The organism is Bacillus sp. CDB3 (assembly GCF_002081505.1).
Lineage (GTDB): Bacteria > Bacillota > Bacilli > Bacillales > Bacillaceae_G > Bacillus_A > Bacillus_A cereus_AT.
This window is the reverse complement of record NZ_ALBR01000005.1, coordinates 1-21,809: the sequence shown is the minus strand read 5'-3', so window position 1 is coordinate 21,809 and position 21,809 is coordinate 1. Positions and strand designations below refer to the sequence as shown.

The window sequence follows — 21,809 nt, the reverse complement described above, 5'->3', positions numbered from 1 at the left end:
AAATGTATGTTCTTTGAAAACTAGATAACAGTGTAGCTCATATTTTTTAATTTTAGTTTGGTTAAGTTAGAAAGGGCGCACGGTGGATGCCTTGACACTAGGAGTCGATGAAGGACGGGACTAACGCCGATATGCTTCGGGGAGCTGTAAGTAAGCTTTGATCCGAAGATTTCCGAATGGGGAAACCCACTATACGTAATGGTATGGTATCCTTACCTGAATACATAGGGTATGGAAGACAGACCCAGGGAACTGAAACATCTAAGTACCTGGAGGAAGAGAAAGCAAATGCGATTTCCTGAGTAGCGGCGAGCGAAACGGAATCTAGCCCAAACCAAGAGGCTTGCCTCTTGGGGTTGTAGGACATTCTATACGGAGTTACAAAGGAACGAGGTAGACGAAGCGACCTGGAAAGGTCCGTCGTAGAGGGTAACAACCCCGTAGTCGAAACTTCGTTCTCTCTTGAATGTATCCTGAGTACGGCGGAACACGTGAAATTCCGTCGGAATCTGGGAGGACCATCTCCCAAGGCTAAATACTCCCTAGTGATCGATAGTGAACCAGTACCGTGAGGGAAAGGTGAAAAGCACCCCGGAAGGGGAGTGAAAGAGATCCTGAAACCGTGTGCCTACAAATAGTCAGAGCCCGTTAATGGGTGATGGCGTGCCTTTTGTAGAATGAACCGGCGAGTTACGATCCCGTGCGAGGTTAAGTTGAAGAGACGGAGCCGCAGCGAAAGCGAGTCTGAATAGGGCGTTTAGTACGTGGTCGTAGACCCGAAACCAGGTGATCTACCCATGTCCAGGGTGAAGTTCAGGTAACACTGAATGGAGGCCCGAACCCACGCACGTTGAAAAGTGCGGGGATGAGGTGTGGGTAGCGGAGAAATTCCAATCGAACCTGGAGATAGCTGGTTCTCCCCGAAATAGCTTTAGGGCTAGCCTTAAGTGTAAGAGTCTTGGAGGTAGAGCACTGATTGAACTAGGGGTCCTCATCGGATTACCGAATTCAGTCAAACTCCGAATGCCAATGACTTATCCTTAGGAGTCAGACTGCGAGTGATAAGATCCGTAGTCAAGAGGGAAACAGCCCAGATCGCCAGCTAAGGTCCCAAAGTGTGTATTAAGTGGAAAAGGATGTGGAGTTGCTTAGACAACTAGGATGTTGGCTTAGAAGCAGCCACCATTTAAAGAGTGCGTAATAGCTCACTAGTCGAGTGACTCTGCGCCGAAAATGTACCGGGGCTAAATACACCACCGAAGCTGCGAATTGATACCAATGGTATCAGTGGTAGGGGAGCGTTCTAAGTGCAGTGAAGTCAGACCGGAAGGACTGGTGGAGCGCTTAGAAGTGAGAATGCCGGTATGAGTAGCGAAAGACGGGTGAGAATCCCGTCCACCGAATGCCTAAGGTTTCCTGAGGAAGGCTCGTCCGCTCAGGGTTAGTCAGGACCTAAGCCGAGGCCGACAGGCGTAGGCGATGGACAACAGGTTGATATTCCTGTACCACCTCTTTATCGTTTGAGCAATGGAGGGACGCAGAAGGATAGAAGAAGCGTGCGATTGGTTGTGCACGTCCAAGCAGTTAGGCTGATAAGTAGGCAAATCCGCTTATCGTGAAGGCTGAGCTGTGATGGGGAAGCTCCTTATGGAGCGAAGTCTTTGATTCCCCGCTGCCAAGAAAAGCTTCTAGCGAGATAAAAGGTGCCTGTACCGCAAACCGACACAGGTAGGCGAGGAGAGAATCCTAAGGTGTGCGAGAGAACTCTGGTTAAGGAACTCGGCAAAATGACCCCGTAACTTCGGGAGAAGGGGTGCTTTCTTAACGGAAAGCCGCAGTGAATAGGCCCAAGCGACTGTTTAGCAAAAACACAGGTCTCTGCGAAGCCGTAAGGCGAAGTATAGGGGCTGACACCTGCCCGGTGCTGGAAGGTTAAGGAGAGGGGTTAGCGTAAGCGAAGCTCTGAACTGAAGCCCCAGTAAACGGCGGCCGTAACTATAACGGTCCTAAGGTAGCGAAATTCCTTGTCGGGTAAGTTCCGACCCGCACGAAAGGTGTAACGATTTGGGCACTGTCTCAACCAGAGACTCGGTGAAATTATAGTACCTGTGAAGATGCAGGTTACCCGCGACAGGACGGAAAGACCCCGTGGAGCTTTACTGTAGCCTGATATTGAATTTTGGTACAGTTTGTACAGGATAGGCGGGAGCCATTGAAACCGGAGCGCTAGCTTCGGTGGAGGCGCTGGTGGGATACCGCCCTGACTGTATTGAAATTCTAACCTACGGGTCTTATCGACCCGGGAGACAGTGTCAGGTGGGCAGTTTGACTGGGGCGGTCGCCTCCTAAAGTGTAACGGAGGCGCCCAAAGGTTCCCTCAGGAATGGTTGGAAATCATTCGTAGAGTGCAAAGGCATAAGGGAGCTTGACTGCGAGACCTACAAGTCGAGCAGGGACGAAAGTCGGGCTTAGTGATCCGGTGGTTCCGCATGGAAGGGCCATCGCTCAACGGATAAAAGCTACCCCGGGGATAACAGGCTTATCTCCCCCAAGAGTCCACATCGACGGGGAGGTTTGGCACCTCGATGTCGGCTCATCGCATCCTGGGGCTGTAGTCGGTCCCAAGGGTTGGGCTGTTCGCCCATTAAAGCGGTACGCGAGCTGGGTTCAGAACGTCGTGAGACAGTTCGGTCCCTATCCGTCGTGGGCGAGGAAATTTGAGAGGAGCTGTCCTTAGTACGAGAGGACCGGGATGGACGCACCGCTGGTGTACCAGTTGTTCTGCCAAGGGCATAGCTGGGTAGCTATGTGCGGAAGGGATAAGTGCTGAAAGCATCTAAGCATGAAGCCCCCCTCAAGATGAGATTTCCCATAGCGTAAGCTAGTAAGATCCCTGAAAGATGATCAGGTTGATAGGTTCGAGGTGGAAGCATGGTGACATGTGGAGCTGACGAATACTAATAGATCGAGGACTTAACCATATAATATGTAGCAATGTTATCTAGTTTTGAAGGAATATGCCTTCATAGTTTGGTGATGATGGCAGAGAGGTCACACCCGTTCCCATACCGAACACGGAAGTTAAGCTCTCTAGCGCCGATGGTAGTTGGGACCTTGTCCCTGTGAGAGTAGGACGTCGCCAAGCTATTTATATCATCGCGGGGTGGAGCAGCACGGTAGCTCGTCGGGCTCATAACCCGAAGGTCGCAGGTTCAAATCCTGTCCCCGCAACCAATGGTCCCGTGGTGTAGTGGTTAACATGCCTGCCTGTCACGCAGGAGATCGCCGGTTCGACCCCGGTCGGGACCGCCATTTTATATAAAGAAAAGAACGAAACAAGTTGTTTCGTATTTTTTATTTGTTTTAACAAAAAACTAATAAAGACAGTCAAACTATCCTTAGGAAAACTCCTAAGGACTTTTTTATATATTTAAAACCTGTATAATAAAGAGCAGAGAACATTGTGAATAAAGTAGGTGAAGTCTGTGAGTAAATATGAAGTAACAACAAAATCTTCTGAGGAAACACAAAGATTATCAGAAAAACTAGGTGAACTTGTCGGGGCGCAAGATGTAATTATTTTAGAAGGAGATCTTGGAGCTGGAAAGACGACTTTTACAAAAGGACTAGCAAAGGGTCTTGGTGTGAAAAGAGTTGTAAATAGTCCTACCTTCAATATTATTAAAGAATATAAAGGAAGATTGCCGCTATATCATATGGACGTATATCGTTTAGCGGAAAGTGAAGAAGACTTAGGCTTTGATGAGTATTTCTATGGTGAAGGGATTACAGTAGTAGAATGGGCTCATTTAATAGAAGAATATTTACCGAATGAAAAGTTACAAATCAGCTTATTCCATGCTGGAGATGATACAAGGAAAATTGTACTCGAACCAATTGGAAATCGTTATATTAGATTATGTGAGGAGCTATTACAAAATGAAAGTACTAGCAATTGATACTTCAAATTACGTAATGGGTGTATCCCTTATTGAGGAAGGGAACGTGATCGGAGAAATCATTACAAATTTAACAAAAAACCATTCTGTACGTCTTATGCCAGCTGTAGAGAAACTTTTAAAAGAATGTGGTGTAAAACCGAAAGAATTGACTAAAATCGTTGTAGCAGCTGGACCTGGATCATATACAGGTGTTCGTATAGGTGTGACAGCTGCAAAAACATTAGCTTGGTCACTTCAAATACCAATTGTAGGTGTATCAAGTTTAGAAGTAGTGGCAGCAAATGGTGCTAATTTTAAGGGATTAATCTCTCCTTTATTTGATGGTCGACGTGGTCAAATTTACACGGGGCTATATACATATGAAGGGGAGCAGTTAACTTCAATAGAAGAAGACCGAATTATGCTTATTGTTGACTGGTTGCAAATGTTAAAAGATAAAGAACAGCCTGTTTTATTTATTGGTAACGATGTTAAATTGCATAAAGAAACAATTATAGAATACTTAGGTGATCAAGCTGTATTTGCTCCTTTCACTAAGAATAACCCAAGACCAAGTGAGCTAGCATTTTTAGGGTTACAAAAAGAAGAACAAGATGTGCATACGTTTGTACCTAGTTACCTTCGTTTAGCGGAAGCTGAAACAAACTGGTTAGAAAGCCAAAAGAAGTAGAGGTCTATAGAAAATGGATATGATATTTAGAAAGATGGCACTCGATGATATTGCTCAAATTGTAGCTATTGAAGAAGCGTCTTTTTCAACTCCTTGGACTGCAGATGCTTTTCAACGTGAATTAGCGATGAATGAACATGCACATTATGTTGTGCTAGAAAAAGATGGTCGCGTAATTGGTTATTGTGGATTGTGGATAATTATTGATGAATCACATATAACAAATATAGCTATTTTGCCAGAGTACCGAGGTCAAAAGTTAGGAGATGCCTTATTGAAAGAGGTTATTTCGGAGGCGAAAGACCTAGGAGTAAAAACGATGACACTTGAAGTACGCGTATCAAATGAAGCAGCAAAACAGTTATACAGAAAATACGGATTTCAAAATGGTGGGATTCGTAAACGATACTATGCAGACAATCAGGAAGATGGTCTCGTAATGTGGGTGAATATATAATGGAAAAAAAATACGATTATACTTGGTATTGAAACAAGCTGTGATGAAACAGCAGTAGCAGTTGTTAAAAATGGAACGGAAATTATTGCGAATATCGTTGCATCACAAATTGAAAGTCATAAGCGTTTTGGCGGAGTCGTACCAGAGATTGCATCCCGTCACCATGTAGAAGAAATTACAGTTGTGCTAGAGGAAGCTTTAAAAGAAGCGAATATCACTTTCGAGGATATTGATGCAATTGCCGTAACAGAAGGACCTGGTTTGGTTGGAGCACTTTTAATAGGTGTAAATGCAGCGAAAGCTGTGGCTTTTGCGCATGATATCCCTCTAGTTGGTGTTCATCATATTGCTGGTCATATTTATGCAAACCGTTTAGTAAAAGAAGTACAATTCCCATTACTATCACTTGTTGTATCTGGTGGACATACGGAGCTTGTTTATATGAAAGAACACGGTTCATTTGAAGTGATTGGTGAAACACGAGATGATGCAGCAGGGGAAGCATATGATAAAGTAGCTCGTACGTTATCTATGCCATATCCAGGTGGTCCTCATATTGATCGCCTTGCACATGAAGGAAAGCCGACAATTGATTTGCCTCGTGCATGGCTAGAGCCGGATTCGTATGATTTTAGCTTTAGTGGATTGAAATCGGCAGTTATCAACACTGTGCATAACGCAAAACAACGTGGTATAGAAATTGCACCGGAAGATTTAGCAGCAAGTTTCCAAGAAAGTGTAATCGACGTACTTGTAACGAAAGCGTCTCGTGCGGCGGATGCATATAACGTAAAGCAAGTGCTTCTTGCTGGTGGAGTAGCTGCTAATAAAGGGCTTCGTGCACGTTTAGAAGCAGAATTTGCGCAAAAAGAAAATATAGAGCTAATTATCCCGCCTCTATCTTTATGCACAGATAATGCAGCGATGATTGCAGCTGCAGGTACAATTGCATACGAACAAGGAAAACGTGCGACATTAGCTTTAAATGCAAATCCAGGATTAGATATTGAGGCATAGTTATACACAAAATTAACCACAGACTGTGGATAAAACCCATATTATCTGTTGATAATATGGGTTTTGTTGTGTATATAAAATGTGTATAACTTTTTTCGGGAATGTGGATAATGTGGAAAAGTTATTTTAATGTCTATTTTATAAAGGTGGATATGTGTATAAACTTGTGGATAAAACGGGTGAAGTCTGACCTTTAAAGATATTCTTTTTCGGGAAATAAAAAACAAGAAGATATCCCAAAAAACTTTTGAAACATCCGCCTCTTATTATATAGGTTGCTACTATTGTCAATCTTTGTCGGTAAAACGATAGTTCTTGTCGAATCATTCATATATTTTAAGTTACGGTATATATATTCAAAAAATCGTTGATATAATTTCATGTGTTAAGGCACTGATTTTAAAATAGAAAATAAAAAGGATGTCTCACACATCCTCGACGTATGAGACATCCTTTTTGTTTAAGTTCACTTATATATGCAGTTCTTCCCATTCTGCCATACAAGCTTCAAGTTGTTCTTGTAGTGTTTGCTTTTTAGATGTAATTTCACTAGCCTTTTCATAATCTGCATATATTTCTGGTAAGCAAAGCTGATCTTCTAATGTAGCAATTTCTTCTTCAAATTCTACGATGTTTTGTTCTAGCTCCTCAATTTTCCGAGTGCGTTGACGCTCTAATTGTTTACGCTCTTTTTCTTCGAGATAATTTAATTTTTCTTGAGCTACAGTTTTTTGAACAGGTGCCTGATTTTCTTGCTGTTCTTGTTGTTCAAATTCTGCACGTTCAATCATTTCATTCTTCTTTTCAACGTAGTAATCGTAGTCACCTAAATATTCTTGTGCACCTTCTGTTGATAACTCAACAACTGTTGTCGTTACACGATTAATAAAGTAGCGGTCATGAGAGACGAATAGAAGAGTACCTGGATAATCAATTAAAGCATTCTCTAGAATCTCTTTACTATTTAAATCAAGATGGTTCGTTGGCTCATCAAGAATTAGTAAATTTGATTTTTGCATCATAAGCTTTGCGAGAGCTAATCGGGCTTTTTGTCCACCACTAAGAGAAGATACTGGCTTTAGTACATCATCCCCTGTGAATAAAAAGTTGCCTAGTATAGTGCGAATTTCTTTTTCAGGTTGCAGAGGATATTCATCCCATAGTTCATTTAAAACTCGCTTAGAAGATGTTAAGTTAGCTTGTTCTTGATCATAATAACCAACAGATACATTTGATCCGAAAGAAACATCACCATTTAGTAGAGGTAACTTATTCACAAGTGATTTTAACAATGTGGATTTCCCAATTCCGTTCGGTCCAACTAAAGCAACACTATCCCCACGAGTTAAGCGCATAGTTACATGTTCAATAATCGGATCTTCATCATAGCCAATAGTTGCATCTTTCACTTGTAAAACATCATTTCCGCTTTGTTTTTCAATATCAAAGTGGAAGAAAGCTGACTTAGAATCGCCCAATGGTCTAGTTAATAATTCCATTCTGTCTAATTGTTTACGGCGACTTTGAGCGCGCTTTGTCGTAGATGCACGAGCTATATTTTTTTGCACAAAGTCTTCAAGTTTAGCAATTTCATCCTGTTGTTTTTCATACCGTTTCATCTCTTGCTCGTATAGTGCCGATTTTAAGTCTAAATATTTACTGTAGTTACCAACAAATCGTCTGCTTTCCTTATTAGAAATTTCGTATACCTGTGTAACGAGTTTATCTAAGAAATAACGGTCATGGGAAACGATTAAAATTGCGCCAGGATAACCTTGTAAATATTGTTCAAGCCAAGTTAATGTTTCAATGTCCAAATGGTTTGTAGGCTCGTCTAAAATAAGTAAGTTTGGTTTAGTTAATAATAATTTACCAAGAGCTAATCGTGTTTTTTGCCCACCACTTAATGTAGAAATTGTCGTCTGGTGCATTTCAACTGGGAAGCCAAGACCGCTTAAAATAGAGCGGATATCCGCTTCGTACTGATAGCCACCTTGATCTTTATAATCTAATTGTAATTGGTCATAATCAGCTAATAATTTCTCGTATATAGCTGCATTTGAAAAGTTTTCTTCTTTGCCCATCTCTTGCTCTAGCCTTCGAAGTTTTGTCTCCATTTGCTGCAAGTGTGTAAAGACGGTTAACATTTCATCCCAAATTGTTAAAGACGTTTCTAATCCGGTATTTTGAGCTAAATACCCCATTGAGACATCTTTCGGTTTTATAATTTCACCACCATCATGAGATAACTCACCAGCTATTATTTTTAATAATGTAGATTTTCCGGCTCCATTTCGTCCGACTAATGCGATACGATCTTTCGTTTGTACTTCCAATTTTATGTTTGCAAGAATCGTTTCTGCACCGTATAATTTCGAAAGCGCGTTTACTTGTAATAAAATCAATGTTTTCACCTCAAATAATTTCTTAACTTTGCCATGTTTATATTTCTCAATCATACTAAAAATAGTGTATAGTTTAAAATAAAGAGAGAATACTTCTTCTCTTTATTATACAAGGAAATTCATGAGTGCTAAACTTCTGTATTTGATTCAAGTATATGAATAAAGATAGGAAGAGAGGAGAGGTTATATGGATCAGCAAAAAATTCCACAGGCCACTGCCAAACGATTGCCTCTATACTATCGATTTATCCAAAACTTATCTCTTTCTGGTAAGCAACGTGTTTCATCAGCCGAATTGAGTGAAGCGGTAAAGGTTGATTCCGCAACTATTCGAAGAGATTTTTCATATTTTGGAGCGTTAGGGAAAAAAGGTTATGGATATAACGTAAATTATTTATTATCATTTTTCCGTGAAACACTCGACCAAGATGATATAACACGTGTAGCACTTATTGGAGTAGGTAATTTAGGGACCGCTTTCTTACATTATAATTTCACGAAAAACAATAATACAAAAATTGAAATGGCGTTTGACGTTAGTGAAGAGAAAGTTGGAACAGAAATCGGAGGCATTCCTGTATATCATTTGGATGAACTAGAAGAACGTTTATCAACTGATATACAAGTGGCGATATTAACAGTACCCGCTACAGTAGCACAATCTGTGGCAGATAGATTGGCAGAAACGAACGTGCATGGTATTTTAAATTTTACACCAGCACGCTTAAATGTGTCAGAAAATATAAGAATTCATCATATTGATTTAGCTGTAGAGTTACAAACACTTGTTTACTTTTTGAAGAATTATCCACAATAAAACGCAGAGGAAGCGACCTCTGCGTTTTATTATTGTTTTTTCTTTGTGAATTTAACTAAGATAAGGCGAAGTGCCAAATTAAAATCAATTGTTGCCATAACTGCAAATAGTATTGTCCACATATTCCAGATTGTATCTGTTACGTTCGTAATGGCGAAACGTGTAAAGATACATCCAAGAAGAAAGTACAATGCAGCCATGAACAATGGTGAGTTTCTCATACAAAAAATCCTCCGATAAAGCCTTGCATTTTCTCAGCTTCTTTAATCATTTCTTGAATTTGTTCATTGCTTACTAAAACTTGAGCAACTGCAACTAATGTATTCATTGCAACATGGGCTGCAATAGGGACGATAATACGTTTCGTTTTTACATATAAAAAGGCGAATACGAGCCCCATAGAAGTGTATACCAATAAGTGAGTAAAATCAAAATGAATCGCCGCGAATACAAGTGAACTAATGATAGCAGCAATAAAGAAGTTAAACTTCTTATAAAGTGTACCGAATAAAATTTTTCTAAATACGATTTCTTCCAAAATAGGTCCGATTATAGATATGACGATAAGGAACCAAGGTGTCGTTCTTGCGATGTCCATAAGTCTTTCTGTATTTTCAGAGCCAGGTGTAATCCCTAATAACCGCATTTCGATCATACCGGCAATACTTTGTGAAAATAGTGCTAAGAAAAATCCGATGAAAATCCATCCAACTGTAGCTGGAGTAGTAGAGCGCATTTTATCTAAATGCCTGTCGCGAATGTCTGTTCTGAGTAACCAAAGTACAACGCATAATGCAATGAAAAAGCTAATGATAGCCCAATGACCAGTTATGAGCTGAATCTTTTCCTCTCTAGTAAATCCCCTATTATCGTATAGTCCAGTTTTCAGGAGAAGCGGTAACCCGGCAATGCCTGATAACTGCATTAAAATGTATGTAACGATAACCCACCAATATTGTTTCTTCAAATGGTTTAACCATCCTTTCTAACTCTAGTGTATGAGATAAAGTAGGATAACATGTAAATATGCTACCTATCATATAAACTTTCGTTCGAATTATGATTCTTTTGTAAATCTTTATTTGAAATTAAAATAGAAGACAGGAAAAAGTTGTGTGTTTAGCGAAAACAACTTAGGGTGTCTTTCATATTGTAACATACGAGTGGTGGAAACAACGATTCATATAGTAAAGGTAGTAGAAGAAGGATTTTATATAGAAAAGTATATATAGTAATTTGCGAAAAAATTATGATTTTTTTACTTGCAAAAGAAATTGAGATTATTTATTATTAGAAGTGTGTTAGCACTCGTGTGACTTGAGTGCTAATAAATAAAATTTACATAACAAAATGAGGAGGTTATTGTTCATGCTAAAGCCATTAGGTGATCGCGTTGTAATTGAACTTGTTCAAGCAGAAGAAAAAACAGCAAGTGGTATTGTATTACCAGACACTGCAAAAGAAAAACCACAAGAGGGTAAAGTTATTGCAGTAGGTACAGGCCGAGTGCTTGAAAATGGTGAGCGTGTTGCTTTAGAGGTAGCAGCAGGTGATCTTATCATCTTCTCAAAATATGCAGGTACTGAAGTGAAATACGAAGGTACAGACTACTTGATTTTACGTGAAAGTGACATTTTAGCAATTATCGGTTAATTATATACATTTTAAAAAATCCAAGGGGGTCAATTATTATGGCAAAAGATATTAAATTTAGTGAAGAAGCACGTCGTTCGATGCTTCGCGGTGTCGACACTCTTGCAAACGCAGTAAAAGTAACGCTTGGACCAAAAGGTCGTAACGTTGTACTTGAGAAAAAATTCGGTTCACCACTTATTACAAATGACGGTGTAACAATCGCAAAAGAAATCGAATTAGAAGATGCATTCGAAAACATGGGTGCGAAATTAGTGGCAGAAGTTGCTAGCAAAACAAACGATGTAGCTGGTGACGGAACGACAACTGCAACTGTATTAGCACAAGCTATGATTCGTGAAGGTCTTAAAAACGTAACAGCTGGTGCTAACCCAATGGGTCTTCGTAAAGGTATCGAAAAAGCTGTTACTGCTGCAATTGAAGAATTAAAAGCGATTTCTAAACCAATCGAAGGTAAATCTTCTATCGCACAAGTAGCTGCTATTTCTGCAGCTGACGAAGAAGTAGGTCAATTAATCGCTGAAGCAATGGAGCGCGTTGGTAACGACGGCGTTATTACTTTAGAAGAATCTAAAGGATTCACAACAGAATTGGACGTAGTAGAAGGTATGCAATTTGATCGTGGATATGCATCTCCTTACATGATTACTGATTCTGACAAAATGGAAGCGGTTCTTGATAACCCATACATCTTAATCACTGACAAAAAGATTTCTAACATCCAAGAAATCTTACCAGTATTAGAGCAAGTGGTACAACAAGGTAAACCACTTCTTATCATTGCTGAAGATGTAGAAGGCGAAGCGTTAGCTACATTAGTAGTGAACAAACTTCGTGGTACATTCAATGTAGTAGCTGTTAAAGCTCCTGGATTTGGTGACCGTCGTAAAGCAATGCTAGAAGATATCGCAATCTTAACTGGTGGCGAAGTAATCACTGAAGAATTAGGACGTGACTTAAAATCTGCTACAGTTGAATCTTTAGGACGCGCAGGTAAAATCGTTGTAACGAAAGAAAACACAACTGTAGTTGAAGGTATTGGAAATACACAACAAATCGAAGCTCGCATTGGCCAAATCCGTGCGCAATTAGAAGAAACTACTTCTGAATTCGATCGTGAAAAATTACAAGAGCGTCTTGCTAAATTAGCAGGTGGCGTAGCAGTAATTAAAGTCGGTGCAGCAACTGAAACTGAGTTAAAAGAGCGCAAACTTCGTATTGAAGATGCACTTAACTCAACTCGTGCAGCAGTAGAAGAAGGTATCGTTGCAGGTGGTGGTACTTCACTTATGAACGTATACACAAAAGTAGCTTCTATCGTAGCTGAAGGCGACGAAGCAACAGGTATCAACATCGTACTTCGTGCATTAGAAGAGCCAGTTCGTCAAATCGCAATCAACGCTGGTCTAGAAGGATCTGTAGTTGTAGAGCGTCTAAAAGGCGAAAAAGTAGGCGTTGGTTTCAACGCAGCTACTGGCGAGTGGGTTAACATGCTTGAAACTGGTATCGTAGATCCAGCTAAAGTAACTCGCTCTGCACTTCAAAACGCAGCATCTGTTGCAGCTATGTTCTTAACGACTGAAGCTGTAGTAGCTGACAAGCCAGAACCAAATGCACCAGCAATGCCTGACATGGGCGGCATGGGCATGGGCGGTATGGGCGGAATGATGTAATTCCGTTCGCTCGAAAAACATCCACTTCTATATAGAAGTGGATGTTTTTTTGTGTTTTTTAGAAAAGGAATTTAATTTCTGTAGAATTTTGTCGCTTTCTCTCTTGACCATATTGATACTTCATTGTTAGAATCTAGGAAGATAATATAAAACGATCCTTCATATATCCTCAATGATATGGTTTGAGAGTCTCTACCGGGTTACCGTAAACAACCTGACTATGAAGGCAGTGTGTCTTATATTTATAAAGAGCGGAGACTATCTTTCTTTATAAAGCCAGACCCCTGCCTTTTCTTTGTTATGAGACTAGAGGCGGAGGACTGGCTTTTTTTATTATATTGGTAATGCTTTTCGCCAAATTGGTGAAAATATTTATATACGAGAACTAACGTTGGGGTGATTATTTTGAAAAAGCAGCACGATACAATTATCGTTTTAGATTTTGGGAGTCAGTACAATCAGTTAATAGCACGTCGAATTCGTGAGTTCGGTGTATACAGTGAACTTCATCCACATACAATTACTGCAGAAGAAATTAAAGCAATGAATCCAAAAGGGATTATTTTCTCTGGTGGACCAAATAGTGTATACGGTGAAGGTGCATTACATTGTGATGAAAAAATATTCGAGCTAGGATTACCGATTTTCGGTATTTGTTACGGTATGCAGCTTATGACACAACACTTCGGTGGTAAAGTAGAACGCGCAAACCACCGTGAATACGGAAAAGCTGTTCTTAAAGTAGAGAACGAATCAAAATTATATACGAACCTTCCAGAAGAGCAAGTTGTATGGATGAGCCATGGTGACTTAGTAACTGGTTTACCTGAAGGATTCGTAGTAGATGCGACAAGTGAGTCTTGTCCAATTGCTGGTATGAGCAATGAAGCGAAAAACTTATACGGTGTACAATTCCACCCAGAAGTACGTCACTCTGAGCACGGTAACGATTTAATTAAAAACTTCGTATTCGGCGCATGTGGTTGTTCTGAAGGATGGAACATGGAGAACTTTATCGAAGTAGAATTAGAGAAAATCCGTGAAACTGTTGGAGACAAAAAAGTATTATGCGCACTTAGTGGCGGTGTAGACTCTTCTGTTGTAGCGGTATTAATTCATAAAGCAATCGGCGATCAACTAACATGTATTTTCGTTGACCACGGTTTACTTCGTAAAGATGAAGCAGAAGGTGTTATGAAAACATTTAGCGAAGGCTTCCATATGAACGTTATTAAAGTGGATGCAAAAGAACGCTTTATGAACAAGTTAAAAGGTGTAGAAGATCCAGAACAAAAACGTAAAATCATCGGTAACGAATTCATTTACGTATTTGATGATGAAGCATCTAAATTACAAGGTATGGACTTCCTAGCGCAAGGTACACTTTACACAGATATCGTTGAAAGTGGTACAGCAACTGCACAAACAATTAAATCTCACCATAACGTTGGTGGACTTCCAGAAGACATGCAGTTCAAATTAATTGAGCCTTTAAACACTTTATTTAAAGATGAAGTACGTGTATTAGGATCTGAATTAGGAATTCCTGATGAAATCGTATGGCGTCAACCATTCCCAGGTCCAGGACTTGGTATTCGTGTATTAGGTGAAATCACAGAAGAGAAATTAGAAATCGTTCGTGAATCTGATGCGATTTTACGTGAAGAAATTATAAAAGCAGGATTAGACCGCGAAGTTTGGCAATACTTCACTGCGCTTCCTGGTATGCGTAGTGTAGGTGTTATGGGTGACGAGCGTACTTACGATTACACAGTAGGTATCCGCGCAGTAACATCTATCGATGGTATGACAGCTGACTGGGCACGTATCCCTTGGGATGTATTAGAGAAAATCTCTGTACGTATCGTAAACGAAGTAAAACACGTTAACCGTATCGTGTATGATATAACGAGTAAGCCACCAGCAACTATTGAGTGGGAATAGTAAAAAGAAGCTTAGGACCCTTGGTTTATAAGGGATCTAAGCTTCTTTTCTTTTGTTTGTCTTTGTAAACAGGTGAGGAACAGATGGTTTAGGTGTTTTGAAATATATCCTGTTCCGGAATTCGCTCAAACTTCTATTAGGGTTTTATTAAGTATTACAGTTAATGTTAATTAATAATATTTACTATCTTTAATCTGATTGTGTTCAAGCCTTACAGAATCCATTTATTTGTTTGCTGATATCCCTCCATAAAATTGAAAGGTTTTAGATATCTCATTTAAAGACCCCATAGCGTAATAACCGTCTTTAGTCTTTTTTATACCGTTGATAAAGGGAGAAGATAAAAAGGTTAGCGTTTCTTGAATTTCCTTCAATGAAAGATTTTCTTTTAATAAATTTGAATTCTTGAGAATAAAATATATTTCTCTCTCAGTTAAAATACCGTTAGTAACTTCATCGTCATTCTGTTCAATTAAACAATTTAATATTTCTTTAATCAAATTATTCTTTCGTATTAAATGATTGCTATCCTCTTCAATTTTTGTTAAATCTAATAGACCACCGGACAAAAAAAGATTTTTATATGATTCATATGAGAGTGGCACCTTCATATGACTTAAAATCAAATCACTCAAACTTTCTATATCGATTAGTACTACCCCATGTTCTTTAGCTCTATGTAATAATCTTGATGATGAAAATGATTTCCCGACTATAACTACAAAATCAGCATTGTTTTTTACTTTATGTTCTTTTAATGTATCAAAATCAATTTGACTTTCATTTACAGAAGGTGAGCTTGTTGATTTAGTATCAATGATAATTCTATACGAAAATTTTGGAGATGATATGGTTTGAACTAGAATATCTGTATCACCCGATCCACCGATCTATTTACTTTCATATCCCAACATTTCGAAACAAATAGCGCAAATTTTTTCAAAGCGTTCAGGATTAGTAGAATCTCCAGATGCTACTCTCAATTCTACTAAAATATCCTCAATTTCCTTTTCGTTTTCTGCAACGGGCGATGTCAAAACTTCTTCATGTTCAATATCTTTTTGAATCAAATCAACAATCTGTGCTCCTAATTCAGAAGTCTTGTAGTGAAAATGATCTAACTTTGTAACTAAATTTGCACTTAGGAGTAAATTAATCCTTTTTCTAATAGCATCTTTATTATTTTTTTCAAAGTTATACTTGGATCTAGATATAGCCATTAGCTCGTTAATGCTTTTCCTAGATTTATTCATATACGGCAACATATCTAGTAAATACAGTAAGATTTTATCTAGATAGAATATAAAATCCAGTTCCTCAATTTCTAATATTTCTTTACCGTATTCCGTGATTGAATACTCGGAAAAACTTGTGCGGAAAATTAAATTAAGTTTTTCAAGAGTATGAAGATAATGCTTAACTGAAGAATTGCTTATTTCATATTTCGTAAAAGCGAAGTCTGATATATCGTTTATATCTTTTTTTTCTCCGATGAATCTGATAAAAACTTTTGTAGTAGTAAGAGTATTATGCTGACCACCAGCAAGATAACCTAATCCTTCTATTTTCTTATCTAAATCACTAATATCTCTTATCCATTCAGGGATATTCTCTATTTTAAATAGTCGTCTAGTAGAATGGTCGGATTTATGAAGGTTTTTAAAATCAAAGTCATTTATCATAAGGTTATTCAGAAAATTTTCACCTATATTAGTAATAGAATATAAATACTTGAACTCTGAGAACTCTAAGCACCCTAAATCAGTCAACCAACGTAATCGATCAGATACAGGTGATTTTGTTTTCCAGCTGAATGAATACTTTGTTGTTGCTAAATTTAATATTTCTCCAATAGTCATATCTTTTTCTTTTAAATAAAAGAGTATTTCTCCGAAAAATTTTATCTTCGAATGTAAGTAGTGGAAAAGATCGTTTTGATCTTGATTTTGCATGAAATCTGTAGAGAAGGTGGTGAGTATCCATCTATCTCCATTTCTTTCTACAAAACCAGTAATCTGTAGTCGTGTGCACAAATAATTAATATCATATTTTTCATTTGAAATATCCACTTTTTGATCGTTTGTATCATAGGTTTGAATAATTTTAAGTATTTTCAATAAGCTTTCACAGTAATTTTTTTCCCTAGGAATGTTAGGTAGTGAATAACCTTTATCTTCCCAGTTCTTAGATATAACTACACCATCCATATCAACACTTCCTAATCTGAATTTTTCAAGAAAATCTTATATATATATTTTCTTGAGAATATTGTTGAAACCTTCAACTGAAATTTTTAGTGTTGGTTTTAGTCGAAGGTTACACAGTACTGATTATTCGCGTAGATACCTATATTAAATATATTGTGAATTAACTTCTCATCTTATTGAAAGAAAGTTTATATCCATTTTAAATCGTAGCCAAAAATGAGTTAAATGTTGGAATGTGTTGAAGATAATGTATTAGATGGGAGAGGGATGATGAGTATATATAACTTCTTGGCTACGGATGTTGAACTACCTAGTTTAAATAGTGGTGATGACAGCATTAAATCATTTAATGATTTGTTAGGATTAGGTTATAAAGAGAAGGAGCTATATCGTCTCTTTGGAGGAATGTTAAAAGGATTAGTATCGGATAAAAATGAAAAGATATTTCTTATTAATGGTGATGCTGAAGAGGAACATCTTTTAATTGATGAAGATCATCAAAATCAATTGGCCAGATACTACTCAAAGAAGAAAAACATTTATAAGATAGAAAATAATAATAGTAAGCTACTACCGCAGTATGTGAAAGAGTACTTAAATAGTATTACCGTACCTTATAAGGATATTGAATTATGGCATACATGGTTAGATGAATATGAGTTAGAGAATGTAGAGTATGAAAAAACGAATGTATCAAAACTTACAGTTAATAAGTTAGAACGTTTTTTCAGTAATTATACATATATAAACCCAAAAATAATGGTAATAATAAGAAATCGATGCGTGAAAAAGCTTTTATAGCGAACGAAAACATAAAAACTTTGAATAATGTTCGTTTTTAAATTGACAAAAATACTTTCAAGAGTTAATATGAGTATGTAATTCAAACGAAAAGTGAATATTATGCCGTCGTATAATATCGGGGATATGGCCCGAAAGTTTCTACCTAGCTACCGTAAATGGCTTGACTACGAGGCGTTTTGATAAAGATGAGGGGAAACTTGTCTTTGTTTATAGAACGCTTCCATGTATATGCAATGGAAGCCTTTTTTATTTTTCGAGATAAAAGAGGGCTAGGGTGAAATACGGCGAGTAATCATATAACGGGGGAAACGTAAGATGAAACGCTATTTTCAGTTTGATGAACTCGGCACAAATTATAAAACAGAGTTCATAGCAGGTTTAACGACATTTCTATCTATGGCTTACGTACTATTTGTCAATCCTGCTACGCTGTCGCTTGGGAATGTTAAAGGATTACCGGCAGGTACAGGAATGGATCCAGGTGCAGTATTCGTTGCTACAGCATTAGCAGCAGCGATTGGTTCGTTAATTATGGGGATATTCGCCAAGTATCCAATAGCATTAGCACCAGGTATGGGAATTAACGCATTCTTTGCTTATACAGCGGTGTTAACGATGGGAATTCCGTGGCAAACGGCAATTGCTGGAACATTAATGTCAGGTATTATCTTTATTATTCTTACTGCTTCAGGTATTCGTGAAAAAATCATTAATGCAATTCCATCAGAGTTAAAGTTTGCAGTAGCAGCAGGTATCGGATTGTTTATTGCCTTCCTTGGATTCCAAAATGCCGGAATTATCGTGAAAAATGATGCTGTCCTTGTTGGGTTGGGGGACTTAACAAAGGGCACAACGTTACTAGCGATCTTCGGAGTTGTTACTACAATCATCTTCATGATTAAGAAAATCAACGGTGCAGTTTTCTACGGTATGATTCTTACAGCAATCTTAGGAGTGGCAACAGGATTAATTGATACTCCGAAAGCTGTAGTGGGAGCAATACCGAGCTTAGAACCAACGTTCGGTGTAGCGTTAACTCACTTTGGAGATATTTTCACTGTTGAAATGGGTATTGTTATTATAACGTTCTTCTTTATCGATTTCTTTGATACAGCAGGTACGCTTGTAGCGGTTGCGAATCAAGCAGGATTAATGAAGAACAATAAATTACCACGTGCAGGGAAAGCGTTATTTGCAGATGCGATTGCAACTGTAATCGGTGCGATCTTAGGTACATCAACAACAACATCTTACATTGAGTCGTCTGCAGGGGTAGCGGCAGGAGGACGTTCTGGATTTACAGCAGTTGTAACAGCAGGGTTCTTCTTACTGGCACTATTCTTCTCGCCGCTATTAAGTGTTGTGACACCAGCTGTAACAGCGCCAGCATTAATTATTGTAGGAATCTTGATGGTTTCATCTTTAGGAGAAATTGATTGGAAGAAATTCGAGATTGCAGTACCAGCATTCTTTACTATCATTTCAATGCCACTTACGTATAGTATCGCAACAGGAATTGCAATCGGATTTATCTTCTATCCAATTACAATGGTTGTGAGTGGCCGTCGTAAAGAGGTTCATCCAATTATGTATGTTATGGGAGTTTTATTCGTACTATATTTCATCTACGTTCGTAAATAAAAGGGGTTTTTTGAAAGGTCTAGACTTAAGGGGAGTCTAGACCTTTTTTGCGTCTTCAGAAAATCTTAAGGATTTCCGAGCGTTTTTCTTCAGAAGTTTTCCTATAATAGAAGTTAGGGATTAAAAAAGTGATGGGGGAGATATTGTGGCACACGAAACAATACTTGTCGTAGATGATGAAAAAGAAATTAGGAATCTTATTACAATTTATTTAAAGAACGAAGGATATAAAGTACTGCAAGCAGGGGACGGAGAAGAAGGGTTACGTATATTAGAAGAAAATGAAGTGCACTTAGTCGTATTAGATATTATGATGCCAAAAGTAGATGGTATTCATATGTGTATGAAAGTAAGGGAAGCAAAGGAAATGCCGATTATTATGCTATCGGCAAAAACGCAAGATATGGATAAAATTTTAGGATTAACAACAGGTGCAGATGATTACGTAACAAAACCATTTAATCCGTTAGAGTTAATCGCAAGAATTAAATCTCAGCTACGTCGTTATATGAAAATGAATGGTTTTGCTATTCAAAATGAGGACGAGTTAGAAATTGGAGATATGACAATAAACATCACAACTCATAAAGTCATTGTAGAGGGAGGAGAAGTGAAGCTAACTCCAAGGGAATTTTCAATTTTAGAATTGCTAGCTCGTAATCCAGGTATGGTCTTTAGCGCTGAGCAAATTTATGAAAAAGTTTGGAACGAAAGATCTTTCCAGTCTGATAACACTGTAATGGTACATATTCGAAAAGTACGTGAAAAGATTGAGGAGAATCCAAGGAAGCCGAGATATATAAAAACAGTATGGGGAGTGGGGTATAAGATTGAAAAAGATATTTAATCCATTTACTTATGTGAGGAAAACAAGACAATTAATTGAGAAATTAGTAAAGAGCGTACGAAAGAGTATAAGAATTCAATTGGTTACTACTTTTGCTGCTTGTGCGTTATTAGGAGTTTTTTTTGCAAAGGGAGCTGCGCCATTTTTTGAGAATGCGAATCGTCAAGCGACTGTCGATTATCGGTCTGGTATGCAACAAATTAATTACCAAGCTCAAAGAGCAGCGAATAGTTCGGTTCATGAAAATAAATTAGAAGCTATATCCAATATGATCGAGATGGAGAATCAAAATTTAGAGCGAGGAAATAGAGCTTTAAAAATATTGGTTACTGATGAAAGTGGTAAAGTTTTATATAAAACAAAGCAGGCGCAAGAAGAGCAAATCGATTTGCATAATACGATTCGTAATGCAGCATCATTTGCGATCAACTATTCAAATGGTCAAGATATATTTGAAAATACGAGAAAAGAATTTATAGCTTTTTCACCTATTACAATAGAAGATAAGAATTTATATATGTTTGTTAGTGGAATTCCGGATGGTGTAGTAATGTATGATACGCAAGAAGGACCGTTTCCGTTTTTCATAGGTGTACTCGTATTCATTTTCTCTTTCTTCTATATAACAAAGAGGAAGATGAAGCAGATTGAAGCGATGGCACAGGGTGTAAAGGAAATAGAAAAAGGAAACTTAGCGTATCGTATTGAGAAAAAAGGTGAGGATGAGATTGCGTCTTTAACTGAGAATATTAACAATATGGCAGAAGAGCTTATGAATAATATAGAAAAAGAGCGTAAATTAGAAAAGCAGAAAAATGAGCTCATTACGAATGTATCTCATGATTTGCGTACACCACTTACTTCTATTATGGGTTACTTAAGATTACTTAGAGACTCAAAATATGAAAATAAAGAACAGCATGATGAGTATACGAGAATTGCTTTTGCAAAGTCGGAGCAGTTAAAGAATTTAATAGAAGATTTATTTGAGTATACGAAGTTAAAAAACGAGCAAGTTGTAATGGAAAAACAAGAGGTTTGTATAAATGAGTTATTGGAGCAATTAATAGAAGAGTTAGTACCGCAGGCAGAAGAGCATGGACTTACGTTTGTTAAGAAGTTTCCTGAGGAACGTGCCTATGCATCGATTGATTCGGAAAAGATGGTTCGTGTATTTGATAATTTACTAATGAATGCGATTAAGTATAGTAAAGATGATGGAGAGATAAAGGTTTCTCTTCAAAGGCAGCGCAGGGATATACAAATTGTAATTGCGAATCATAGCGAAGAGTTTACGAGAGAAGAGTTAGGGAGCTTGTTTGAACGTTTTTATAAGAAGGATCAATCTAGAAGTAGAGTAACAGAAGGATCGGGGCTTGGATTAGCTATTGCGAAAAGTATTGTTGAATTGCAGGGTGGTAGTATACGAGCGGAATATGAGGATAGTATTATTCAATTTATCGTTTCGTTACCAATTATAGATAAATAGTAAATGAATAGAGTTATATGTGATAAAAAGGCTTATTTTAAAAAGAATAAGCCTTTTTATATTTTTTTAGAAAAACATATTGACGATTAGTATGTAGAGGTGTAATATAGAACAAGTCGCCGATGCAATAACGCAGAACGCGGCAAACGAAATAAAAACTTAGTTGACATTAACTAACGAAGATGTTAACATAAGGAAGTCGCGAATGAGCGACTAAGTAGTT

The 21,809-nt window shown here is 37.9% G+C and carries 17 protein-coding genes, 2 tRNA genes, 2 rRNA genes and 2 riboswitches; of the genes, 16 read left to right on the top strand and 5 right to left on the bottom strand.

The window, feature by feature from the left end:
• The first annotated feature begins 59 nt into the window (after window positions 1-59).
• From CDB3_RS00750 to tsaD, 8 genes are all read left to right on the top strand, one after another.
• Window positions 60-2,981 (top strand): 23S ribosomal RNA (locus CDB3_RS00750).
• Window positions 2,982-3,029: 48 nt separating this feature from the next.
• Window positions 3,030-3,145: ribosomal RNA gene (rrf, locus tag CDB3_RS00745) — 5S ribosomal RNA — on the top strand.
• 12 nt (window positions 3,146-3,157) lie between these two features.
• Window positions 3,158-3,234: transfer RNA gene (locus tag CDB3_RS00740), tRNA-Met, on the top strand.
• Between the two features lie 2 nt (window positions 3,235-3,236).
• Window positions 3,237-3,312: transfer RNA gene (locus CDB3_RS00735), tRNA-Asp, on the top strand.
• Between the two features lie 173 nt (window positions 3,313-3,485).
• The gene (gene tsaE, locus CDB3_RS00730; RefSeq protein WP_097832309.1) at window positions 3,486-3,959 is read left to right on the top strand and encodes a tRNA (adenosine(37)-N6)-threonylcarbamoyltransferase complex ATPase subunit type 1 TsaE; all 474 of its coding nucleotides are present in this window, start codon (window positions 3,486-3,488) and stop codon (window positions 3,957-3,959) included.
• Window positions 3,940-4,632, top strand: coding sequence for a tRNA (adenosine(37)-N6)-threonylcarbamoyltransferase complex dimerization subunit type 1 TsaB (tsaB, locus tag CDB3_RS00725; RefSeq protein ID WP_071744102.1), 693 nt, complete (start codon window positions 3,940-3,942; stop codon window positions 4,630-4,632). Before tsaE ends, tsaB begins: the two co-directional genes overlap by 20 nt.
• Before the next feature lie 13 nt (window positions 4,633-4,645).
• Window positions 4,646-5,089 (top strand): ribosomal protein S18-alanine N-acetyltransferase, encoded by a 444-nt coding sequence (rimI, locus tag CDB3_RS00720; protein WP_128853222.1) that lies wholly within the window; start codon window positions 4,646-4,648, stop codon window positions 5,087-5,089.
• A 15-nt stretch (window positions 5,090-5,104) separates the two neighbouring features.
• Entirely contained in the window at window positions 5,105-6,106 is a 1,002-nt protein-coding gene (gene tsaD, locus CDB3_RS00715) for a tRNA (adenosine(37)-N6)-threonylcarbamoyltransferase complex transferase subunit TsaD (RefSeq protein ID WP_128853221.1), read from the top strand.
• A 470-nt stretch (window positions 6,107-6,576) separates the two neighbouring features.
• Here tsaD and CDB3_RS00710 read toward each other — a convergent pair whose 3' ends face one another.
• Window positions 6,577-8,511 (bottom strand): ABC-F family ATP-binding cassette domain-containing protein, encoded by a 1,935-nt coding sequence (locus CDB3_RS00710; protein ID WP_218673331.1) that lies wholly within the window; start codon window positions 8,509-8,511, stop codon window positions 6,577-6,579.
• A 187-nt stretch (window positions 8,512-8,698) separates the two neighbouring features.
• On the opposite strand from CDB3_RS00710, the gene CDB3_RS00705 reads away from it, so the two are divergent.
• The gene (locus CDB3_RS00705; protein ID WP_000372704.1) at window positions 8,699-9,328 is read left to right on the top strand and encodes a redox-sensing transcriptional repressor Rex; all 630 of its coding nucleotides are present in this window, start codon (window positions 8,699-8,701) and stop codon (window positions 9,326-9,328) included.
• 29 nt (window positions 9,329-9,357) lie between these two features.
• Here CDB3_RS00705 and CDB3_RS00700 read toward each other — a convergent pair whose 3' ends face one another.
• A complete protein-coding gene (locus CDB3_RS00700; protein ID WP_001246201.1) occupies window positions 9,358-9,549 on the bottom strand; it encodes a YdiK family protein in 192 nt (63 codons plus the stop codon).
• A complete protein-coding gene (locus tag CDB3_RS00695; protein ID WP_128853219.1) occupies window positions 9,546-10,295 on the bottom strand; it encodes a CPBP family intramembrane glutamic endopeptidase in 750 nt (249 codons plus the stop codon). Before CDB3_RS00695 ends, CDB3_RS00700 begins: the two co-directional genes overlap by 4 nt.
• Window positions 10,296-10,696: 401 nt before the next feature.
• On the opposite strand from CDB3_RS00695, the gene groES reads away from it, so the two are divergent.
• The 3 genes from groES (at window position 10,697) to guaA (ending at window position 14,598) form a co-directional block, all read left to right on the top strand.
• Complete coding sequence (gene groES, locus CDB3_RS00690; protein ID WP_000917305.1) at window positions 10,697-10,981, top strand: co-chaperone GroES; 285 nt, start codon at window positions 10,697-10,699, stop codon at window positions 10,979-10,981.
• Between the two features lie 38 nt (window positions 10,982-11,019).
• Entirely contained in the window at window positions 11,020-12,654 is a 1,635-nt protein-coding gene (gene groL / locus CDB3_RS00685; RefSeq protein ID WP_001029988.1) for a chaperonin GroEL, read from the top strand.
• Between the two features lie 139 nt (window positions 12,655-12,793).
• Window positions 12,794-12,895, top strand: a riboswitch (purine riboswitch).
• A gap of 164 nt (window positions 12,896-13,059) precedes the next feature.
• Window positions 13,060-14,598, top strand: a complete 1,539-nt coding sequence (gene guaA / locus CDB3_RS00680; protein ID WP_128853218.1) for a glutamine-hydrolyzing GMP synthase — start codon at window positions 13,060-13,062, stop codon at window positions 14,596-14,598.
• A 224-nt stretch (window positions 14,599-14,822) separates the two neighbouring features.
• Here guaA and CDB3_RS32135 read toward each other — a convergent pair whose 3' ends face one another.
• Window positions 14,823-15,233, bottom strand: coding sequence for a hypothetical protein (locus CDB3_RS32135; RefSeq protein WP_256869568.1), 411 nt, complete (start codon window positions 15,231-15,233; stop codon window positions 14,823-14,825).
• Window positions 15,234-15,488: 255 nt separating this feature from the next.
• Window positions 15,489-16,805, bottom strand: a complete 1,317-nt coding sequence (locus CDB3_RS32130; protein WP_256869567.1) for a hypothetical protein — start codon at window positions 16,803-16,805, stop codon at window positions 15,489-15,491.
• 270 nt (window positions 16,806-17,075) lie between these two features.
• Between CDB3_RS32130 and CDB3_RS32125 the strand changes: the two genes are divergently transcribed.
• The 4 genes from CDB3_RS32125 (at window position 17,076) to ampS (ending at window position 21,586) form a co-directional block, all read left to right on the top strand.
• The gene (locus CDB3_RS32125) at window positions 17,076-17,606 is read left to right on the top strand and encodes a hypothetical protein (protein WP_256869566.1); all 531 of its coding nucleotides are present in this window, start codon (window positions 17,076-17,078) and stop codon (window positions 17,604-17,606) included.
• A gap of 88 nt (window positions 17,607-17,694) precedes the next feature.
• A riboswitch (purine riboswitch) is annotated at window positions 17,695-17,796 on the top strand.
• Between the two features lie 128 nt (window positions 17,797-17,924).
• Entirely contained in the window at window positions 17,925-19,250 is a 1,326-nt protein-coding gene (locus CDB3_RS00665) for an NCS2 family permease (protein WP_128853217.1), read from the top strand.
• A gap of 145 nt (window positions 19,251-19,395) precedes the next feature.
• Entirely contained in the window at window positions 19,396-20,097 is a 702-nt protein-coding gene (locus CDB3_RS00660) for a response regulator transcription factor (RefSeq protein WP_128853216.1), read from the top strand.
• Window positions 20,081-21,586 (top strand): aminopeptidase AmpS, encoded by a 1,506-nt coding sequence (gene ampS / locus CDB3_RS00655; RefSeq protein WP_128853215.1) that lies wholly within the window; start codon window positions 20,081-20,083, stop codon window positions 21,584-21,586. The genes CDB3_RS00660 and ampS overlap by 17 nt, the downstream gene beginning before the upstream one ends.
• Window positions 21,587-21,809 lie beyond the last annotated feature (223 nt).

Coding starts and splice junctions, on each gene's coding strand:
- tsaB (WP_071744102.1), top strand. CDS start 3,940: ATGAAAGTACTAGCAATTGATACTTCAAATTACGTAATGGGTGTATCC.
- rimI (WP_128853222.1), top strand. CDS start 4,646: ATGGATATGATATTTAGAAAGATGGCACTCGATGATATTGCTCAAATT.
- CDB3_RS00705 (WP_000372704.1), top strand. CDS start 8,699: ATGGATCAGCAAAAAATTCCACAGGCCACTGCCAAACGATTGCCTCTA.
- CDB3_RS00700 (WP_001246201.1), bottom strand. CDS start 9,549: ATGAGAAACTCACCATTGTTCATGGCTGCATTGTACTTTCTTCTTGGA.
- groES (WP_000917305.1), top strand. CDS start 10,697: ATGCTAAAGCCATTAGGTGATCGCGTTGTAATTGAACTTGTTCAAGCA.
- groL (WP_001029988.1), top strand. CDS start 11,020: ATGGCAAAAGATATTAAATTTAGTGAAGAAGCACGTCGTTCGATGCTT.
- CDB3_RS32130 (WP_256869567.1), bottom strand. CDS start 16,805: ATGGATGGTGTAGTTATATCTAAGAACTGGGAAGATAAAGGTTATTCA.
- CDB3_RS32125 (WP_256869566.1), top strand. CDS start 17,076: ATGAGTATATATAACTTCTTGGCTACGGATGTTGAACTACCTAGTTTA.
- CDB3_RS00665 (WP_128853217.1), top strand. CDS start 17,925: ATGAAACGCTATTTTCAGTTTGATGAACTCGGCACAAATTATAAAACA.